This window comes from Pseudomonadota bacterium, from assembly GCA_030860485.1.
Lineage (GTDB): Bacteria > Pseudomonadota > Gammaproteobacteria > JACCXJ01 > JACCXJ01 > JACCXJ01.
In genome coordinates this window covers 1-6,119 of record JALZID010000089.1, presented here as the reverse complement: position 1 = coordinate 6,119, position 6,119 = coordinate 1, and the positions used below count along the sequence as shown (strand labels likewise).

Annotated in this window: 5 protein-coding genes; 3 read left to right on the top strand and 2 right to left on the bottom strand. The window is 65.2% G+C overall.

Annotated elements, in window-relative coordinates:
- Positions 1 to 136: 136 nt before the first annotated feature.
- Both M3461_05170 and dxs read right to left on the bottom strand, forming a co-directional pair.
- On the bottom strand, positions 137 to 583 hold the full coding sequence (locus M3461_05170; GenBank protein ID MDQ3773781.1) for an ABC transporter permease: 447 nt from the start codon (positions 581 to 583) through the stop codon (positions 137 to 139).
- Positions 584 to 896: 313 nt separating this feature from the next.
- Complete coding sequence (gene dxs / locus M3461_05165; protein ID MDQ3773780.1) at positions 897 to 2,819, bottom strand: 1-deoxy-D-xylulose-5-phosphate synthase; 1,923 nt, start codon at positions 2,817 to 2,819, stop codon at positions 897 to 899.
- Between the two features lie 221 nt (positions 2,820 to 3,040).
- Here dxs and hpnH point away from each other — a divergent pair, with 221 nt between their 5' ends.
- From hpnH to M3461_05150, 3 genes are all read left to right on the top strand, one after another.
- Complete coding sequence (gene hpnH, locus M3461_05160) at positions 3,041 to 4,201, top strand: adenosyl-hopene transferase HpnH (protein MDQ3773779.1); 1,161 nt, start codon at positions 3,041 to 3,043, stop codon at positions 4,199 to 4,201.
- Positions 4,202 to 4,236: 35 nt separating this feature from the next.
- The gene (locus M3461_05155) at positions 4,237 to 5,394 is read left to right on the top strand and encodes a glycosyltransferase (GenBank protein ID MDQ3773778.1); all 1,158 of its coding nucleotides are present in this window, start codon (positions 4,237 to 4,239) and stop codon (positions 5,392 to 5,394) included.
- A gap of 103 nt (positions 5,395 to 5,497) precedes the next feature.
- Positions 5,498 to 6,119 (top strand): ABC transporter substrate-binding protein (locus tag M3461_05150; GenBank protein MDQ3773777.1); only part of this gene is annotated, 622 nt, incomplete at its 3' end.

Below are 6,119 nucleotides of genomic sequence, written 5' to 3'. Positions count from 1 at the left end.
GAGGTTGTCCACAGATCCCCAGCTTGGCCTGTGGGCCCTGTGGGTAACAGGGATGTTATCCACAAGTCCACAGGCACCCATGCCCCTCACAGGCTCGCAACCACCCACAAATTGTCCCGAAGAGCCGTATATATATTCACGAGGCCACCGCCGCCGTGCCGGGGCCGCCCATGCCCTTCAGTCCAGGGTGCGTCGATAACGCTGCCGTCCGGCGACGAGCGCCATCAGCAGGAACGCCAGCATGGGCCAGGGTGTTGACGGCTGCGACGGCGTTGCTCGCCGCGGCCGGATCGGTGGCATCGATCTCGAGGAGCACGGCCGGGAAATCACCCCGAACGAGCTTGCGCGAAAAACCCTCCGGGACAGCCAGGACAAACTGGACGTCGCCACGGCGCAATAGCACCTTGGCCTCCTCTTCCCGGTTCGGATAATACAACACATGAAAATAATCGGTCTCTTGCATCCCGGCGATGAGACTGCGGGCGACGGCACTGCGATCGGCCCGGAGCACGGCGATCGGGAGGGGCCTGGGATCGTTATTGATGGCGAATCCGAGCAGCGTGAGCTGGACGATCGGTTCCACTCATCACATGACCTCAAAACCCTTTACTCATATCTCCGGTCCATACAGCGAGCGAGGATCAAAAAAGCGACGTGTGACCGTGAGTGGTCTGGCGCCGTCCCGGCTAGAGAATCAGCTTGGACACCGTCTCCGCCCTCTCGGGGCTGGCGAGCAGATCGCGTGCCTGGTCATGTCGGCCAAGATACCTTGATCGCCCTGGTCATGCGAGCGCTTCGGCGGCCGGCGCCGAAGATGTCGGATGGTCCCTTATACTTGGGATTGACTGATCCTCCCGCTGGCGGGGGAGGATCGAATTCATCTCCTGGGCGAGGGGTCATGGCGATAATCCCGCCGCCCCAACCGGCCGGGGGCCTACGACGCCCTTCGGGCCCGCCCGGCGATCGTGACGCCCCAGCCCGCGTACGAATGCCAGGATCCCCTCGCTCGTCAGACCGGCATCGACCAGCATCTCCTCGCGGGTGCCGTGCTGGATGAGGCGGTCGGGCAGGCCATAGTGAACCACGGGGGTGTGGCAGCCGTGGGCCGCCAGGGTCTCGGCGACGCCGCTCCCGGCGCCGCCCGCCACGACGTTTTCCTCGACCGTGACCAAGAGCGCGTGGGATCCCGCCAAATCGAGGAGCATCTCCTTGTCCAGCGGTCTCACGAAGCGCATGTTGACAACTGTGGCATCGAGCACCCCGGCCACCTCCAATGCGGGCGCCAGCATGGTGCCGAAGCAGAGGAGGGCGAGTCCGTGCCCCTCGCGCCGCATCTCCGCCTTCCCGAAGGGGAGGGCCGTCATGGTGCTGTTCACCGGGACCCCGGGTCCTTCGCCGCGCGGGTATCGCACAGCCGCGGGACCGTCGTGCAGAAATCCGGTATACAGCATCTGCCGGCACTCGTTCTCGTCGGCCGGCGCCATCACCACCATATGGGGCAGGCAGCGCAGGAAACTGAGATCGTAGCTGCCGTTGTGCGTGGGCCCGTCGGCGCCTACCAGCCCGGCGCGGTCGATGGCGAACAAGACCGGCAGCTTCTGGTTGACGACGTCGTGGATGACCTGGTCATAGGCCCGCTGCAGGAAGGTCGAGTAGATCGCCACCACCGGTTTCTGCCCCTCGCAGGCCATGCCGGCCGCCACCGTCACGCTGTGTTGCTCGGCGATCGCGACATCGAAGTAACGCTCCGGGAAGTCCTTCTGAAAGCGTACCAGGCCCGATCCCTCCCGCATCGCCGGGGTGATGGCGACGAGGCGCGGGTCGATGGCCGCCATGTCGCAGACCCAATCGCCGAACACCTTGGTGTAACTCGGCTTGCTCGGCGCCTTGCCGGCGACGATGCCGCGCTCCGGGTCGAATGGGGTCACGCCGTGGTACTTGACCGGATCGGCCTCGGCCGGCGCGTAGCCCTTGCCCTTCTTGGTGATGACGTGCAGGAGCTGCGGCCCCGGCATCTGGCTCACGTTGCGGATGGTGCCGAGGAGGGTCGGCAGATCGTGCCCGTCGATCGGTCCGATGTAGTTGAAGCCCAGCTCCTCGAACAGGGTCCCGGGGATGATCAGGCCCTTGACATGCTCCTCGGCCCGACGCGCCAGCTCCCAGACCGGCGGCATGATCGAGAGCATCTTCTTGCTGCCCCGCTTCACGGAGGTGTAGAGCCGCCCCGACAGCACCTGGGCGATGCGGTTCGACAGCGCCCCGACGTTGGGCGATATGGACATGTCGTTGTCGTTCAGGACAACCATGAGGTCGATGGCGAGGTCCCCGGCGTGGTTCATGGCCTCGAAGGCCAGCCCGGCGGTGATCCCCCCGTCGCCGATGACGGCCACGGCCTTGCGCCCCCGGCCCTCCCGCCGAGCCGCGATCGCCATCCCCAGCGCGGCGCTGATGGAGGTGCTCGAATGCCCGACCCCGAAGGTATCGCAGGGGCTCTCGTCGCGCTTGGGAAACGGCGCCAGCCCTCCCCACTGGCGGATGGTCGGCATCCGCTCGCGGCGGCCGGTCAGGATCTTGTGGGGGTAGGCCTGATGCCCCACGTCCCACACCAGCCGGTCCTCGGGGGTGTTGAGGACATAGTGCAGGGCGATGGTCAGCTCCACCGTCCCGAGCCCCGCGGCGAAGTGGCCGCCGCTCTGGCTCACCGAGTCCAGGAGAAAGGCCCGCAGCTCCTCGGCGAGCGCCAAGAGCTCCGATTCCGGCAGGCCCCGGAGGTCCTGCGGAGACTCGATCGTGCGCAGACGCGGGTAGGATTTGTTCATACGCAACAACTCAACCTCCTAAAGTCTACATTATCGATACGGCCTCCGGCTCTTGCAAGCAAGGCCGCCCGGTGCCGATAGCGCGGTCGCCCAGGGGCCTCGCGGGGGCCCCGGGCTGTACTTTCCCGAACCGTTACAGTATCGTAATAGGGATCGCGGGCTCGTTCCGCAATTGGTTGATCAAACGCCAAAATATACCACCAGACTAGGGGAGGATTGGCATGGGCGTTCCCTTGATCCAGCAGTACCGTGTGGCGCGCTATGTGCTCGAGCAGAAGCTCCGGAGGCGGCAGCGCTATCCGCTCGTGTTGATGTTGGAACCGTTGTTTCGCTGCAACCTCGCGTGCGCCGGGTGCGGCAAGATCGACTATCCCGACGAGATCCTCGACAAGCGCCTGTCGGTCGAGGAGTGCATGGCCGCCGTCGACGACTGTGGTGCGCCGATCGTCTCGATCGCGGGCGGCGAGCCGTTGATCCACAAAGAGATGCCCCAGATCGTCCAGGGCTTCATCGAACGCGAGAAGTTCGTGTACCTGTGCACCAACGCGCTGCTCCTGGACCGACGCATGAAGGACTATCGGCCTTCCCCGTACCTGACCTTCTCCATCCACCTCGACGGGACCCGCCAGCGGCACGATGCCTCGGTGTGCCGCGAGGGGGTCTTCGATACCTGTGTGGCGGTCATCGAGAAGGCGCGCGCGCAGGGGTTTCGAGTGACCGCCAACTGCACGCTCTTTCAAGGTGAGACCGCCCCGGAAGTCGCCGAGTTCATGGATATCGCGATGGCACTCGGAGTAGAGGGCGTGACCATCTCGCCCGGTTATAGCTACGAGCGCGCCCCGCGCCAGGACGTGTTCCTCAAGCGCCGCGCCAGCAAGCAGTTGTTTCGCGATCTGTTCAAGCTCGGCAAATCACGGCGCGGAAAACGTCAATGGTACTTCAACCAGTCGCCCCTGTACCTCGATTTCCTCGCCGGTAACCAGGCCTACGAGTGTACGCCCTGGGGCAATCCCACCCGCAACGTGTTTGGCTGGCAGAAACCCTGCTATCTCCTGGTGGGAGAGGGGTATGCCAAGACCTACCGGGAGCTCATGGAAGAGACCGAATGGGAACGCTACGGCACCGGGCGCAACCCGAAATGCAACGACTGCATGGTCCATTGCGGCTACGAAGCGACGGCGGTGAACGATGCGTTCCGCTCGCCGCTCAAGGCCCTGCGGGTCATGCTCGCGGGACCGCGCACCGATGGCGACATGGCGCCCGAACCCGAGATCGTCTATCGGGAGGGAGCCGTGCCCCGGCCGCACCTGGTAGGCAAGGGCTCCGGGACCGTAGCGACGATCGCCGCGCCGGTCTCGCGCCACCGCAAGGCCAGCGGTTAGCAGACGCCGCGTCGCGCCCATACCGGCACCGCTCCGTGTCTTGGTGGTACGTGGTGCTGCCGGCGTGCGTCATGTGGCTGTGCGTGCTGATTGCGCCCTGGCGTCCCTGGGCCACCGACGAGTCGCTGGACGCGCAGGGCGGAGGCGAGGACGTCGATCTCCGTGATGTGACCGTCCTGGTTCCGGCCCGCGACGAGGCCGCGCAGATCAGCACGATCCTGGCCGGGCTGAGGCGCCAGGGGCGGGGCCTCCGGATCATCCTCATCGACGATCAATCGACCGACGGTACCGGGGCGGTGGCGCGCGCGTGCCGCATGGAGGGGCTCCAGATCGTGTACGGGACGCCCCTGCCTCCCGGTTGGAGCGGCAAGCTGTGGGCCTTGCACCAGGGGCTCGCGAACGTCCGCACCGAGTGGGTACTGCTCCTCGATGCCGATGTTGAGCTGCTCCCCGGGATCCTCCCCGCACTCCGCGCCAAGCTGCGGCAGGACGGTCGCCATCTGGTGTCGCTCTTGGTCTTGCTGCGCATGGACAACCTCTGGGAGCGGTTCCTGATGCCGGCCTTCGTCTACTTCTTCAAGCTCCTTTACCCCTTCCGTCTGTCCAACTCGCCGGCGATACCGTTCGTGGCTTGCGCCGCCGGCGGGTGCATCCTCCTGGAGGCGCGTGTCCTGAGAGAGATCGGCGGATTCGCGGCGATTCGAGACGCGCTCATCGACGACTGCGCCCTGGCCGGGCGCGTCAAGAAGCGGGGGTTCCATACCTGGATCGGGTTGACCCATTCGGCCCGGAGCTTGAGGCCCTATCCCTCGCTGCAGAGCATCTGGGAAATGGTGGCGAGAACGGCCTTCACGCAGTTGCGCTATTCCCCTCTGTTGCTCGTCCTCTGCACCGTGGTGATGCTGTGCGCCTTCGCGGCGCCCGTAGCGGCGCTGGTCTCGGGGGAGTGGCCGGTGGCGGCGGCCGGCGCCCTGACCTTAGCCATGGCCATGGTGAGTTACCGGGCCGTTCTCAGGTATTATGGGCTTCCCCTTGCCTGGGTGCTGGTCCTGCCGGGGGCGGGGTGCTTGTTTCTCGGGATGACGTGGAGCTCCGCGATCCGCTACTGGCGGGGTCGGCGATCGCTGTGGAAGGGCAGGCAATACGGTACCGACGAGGCTGCGGCAGGCGCGCTGGAGGACACACCTGGTTAAAGACACCGGGGTCCCATGCGATATCTAGTGCTGCTCGCGGGGATTGCGGCGTCGCATGAGCGGCGCATCGCGGGGGGCCTCGGGTGTACCGCTCTGGGGGGGTATGTTTCGTATGTTGATGAACGGCTACCGAGCGCTGACGCGCGTCCTGATTTTTGCGATGGCACTCGTTTTGGGTCCCGATCTGGAGGCGGGAACGGCAGACGCCAAGTCGGTGGTCGACAAGCTCCATACGACGCTCCTGGATGTCATGAAGCGTGCCGATGCCCTGGGATATTCCGGTCGCTATGACAGGCTCGCTCCCGTGGTCAGTGCCAGCTTCGATTTCGGCACCATCGGGCAGAAGCTCCTAGGCCGCTATTGGGCCGGGCTCAATGCGGATCAGAGAAAGCTGTTTCTCGAGACCTTCGAGCGGCTCAGCACGGCGACCTACGCGGCGCGATTCGATGGGTTCAAGAACGAGAAGTTTCGCGACGTCTCGCAGGAAACCAAAGGGGATTGGACGATCGTCACGGCCGAGTTGGTGAAATCGGACGGCGACACTGTCCAGTTCAAGTACATCCTTAAACCCGAAGGTGAGCGCTGGCGGATCCTGAATGTGTTCGCCGATGGGGTCAGCGAGCTCGCGGCGCGCAAGGCCGAGTACTCGACGGTGATGAAGGATCGCGGGTTCGACGCTCTGATCGCTCGGCTCAGGGACAAGATCGACCACTACGCGAAAGAGG

Bases quoted from the DNA above. Each gene is read 5' to 3' on its own strand.
- dxs (MDQ3773780.1), bottom strand. From the start codon at position 2,819: ATGAACAAATCCTACCCGCGTCTGCGCACGATCGAGTCTCCGCAGGAC.
- hpnH (MDQ3773779.1), top strand. From the start codon at position 3,041: ATGGGCGTTCCCTTGATCCAGCAGTACCGTGTGGCGCGCTATGTGCTC.